The sequence below is a fragment of the Paenibacillus sp. p3-SID867 genome (genome assembly GCF_025142895.1).
Classification (GTDB): Bacteria; Bacillota; Bacilli; order Paenibacillales; family Paenibacillaceae; genus Paenibacillus_AQ.
On record NZ_JAMBDM010000053.1, the window covers coordinates 1 to 1,519 of the forward strand.

Here is a 1,519-nt window from a genome sequence, read left to right on the forward strand (position 1 = left end):
ACTTCTAGAGAGGGGGAAGGCTTACTCTCAACTGGCACTGACTGAACTGAGATAGATGTTTTCGCATTAAAAGTCGCTAAATTAGCGACTTTTTCTTTTAAGTCATCAAGTTCTTGTCCAAAGCTGAGGACAAGAACAATAGAACAACGACTTAGCATAGTAACTTAAAACTGATAATTAATGCAGCTCCAGAAGATACATGTCGGGGGACATGAACATGATCCCATAGAATGTCGCTAATATAGCGGCTTTTTTGTTTTATCGGTACAAGTTCTTGTCCCGAGTCGAAGACAAGAACTTGTACCGACTGCCGTAATGGACAAGAACATGAGCCGATTACCGATTAGATAAGTATCTAACTATGTTTCCATGCAATTCATTAAGCTAACGGGCAGGATACCCGGAATAAAAAGGGGTTTGCATTGATGATATAGAACTATTTAAATGACCAATATTTTTGAGGTGAGATTAAGTAGTGATAAACATACAACCTATAGATTTGCGTAGCGTTAAAGACGGGGAGATTATCAACGGACTTATCTACATCACTGATTACACTTCAAAGACAGATGCGGCAAGTAAGGCACCTATATACGGTACTTGTCATTACTACGGTAAGACAATAGGTTTCAAGATTTGGGACGAGTACCTTCAGAACATTTTCAACATCAACAACCTTGTAGGGGCTATTGCCTTGATTAAAGGCAATGTTGATTCCTACAACGATAAAATCGAGTTGACATTAACGGAAATAAACTTCCAGCACGGTGTAACGGATACCAATATCTTTTACAAGCGAGTAGATGTGGAATCGGTCTTCAACAGTTTCGTGCAATTTGTAACAATTAACCTCACTCAGCCCGCTGCAACACTATTATTCGGCATTTTTCAGAAGGAAAATTTGTTCGATCCATTCAAGGTTACTTGGGCGGGTGCGAAGATGCATGACGCTCAGATCGGTGGTTTGATGAACCATACGATGAAGATGCTTCGTCTTGCTAGAACCTTGATCGAAAATGATTCTCGACTAGCTCCGTGGGCTGATTTACTCTACCTGAGCATTATCCTTCACGATATAGGTAAGGTGTTAGAAATTGAAGATGGTGTTTACACAGAGTTGTCCTATATAAGTCACAGGGTTTTTGGTGCTGAGATCACTATGAGAAACAAAGATGAAATCGTGACGACGTTTGGCGAGAAGTTTTATTACGATATTATCTCGGTTCAGTTGGGACATCACGGTGAATTTGCCGATAAGCCAGTAACCATTTGGGCTTACATCGTTCACCTCATTGACATGCTTGAAGCTCACACCACAGGATTCTTAGACAAGTTGGAGAATGGCGACTTTAAGACTAAGAATGGTCAGAAGACGGTGTATGTCAACTCGTCCAATCTCGTCGTATAGAAGGCGTATCTGATGTATCGATAGATAGGTTATCTTCATTTTCCCTTGTTCTACATCTAGGGATAGAAAAAAAATCGACAACTGAATATATGTCGGGGGACAAGAACATGA

The 1,519-nt window shown here is 40.4% G+C and carries 1 protein-coding gene; it reads left to right on the forward strand.

Annotated features, from left to right (window positions below; genetic code table 11):
• Positions 1 to 475 precede the first annotated feature (475 nt).
• A complete protein-coding gene (locus M4D81_RS34625) occupies positions 476 to 1,408 on the forward strand; it encodes an HD domain-containing protein (protein WP_260069689.1) in 933 nt (310 codons plus the stop codon).
• Positions 1,409 to 1,519: the final 111 nt, after the last annotated feature.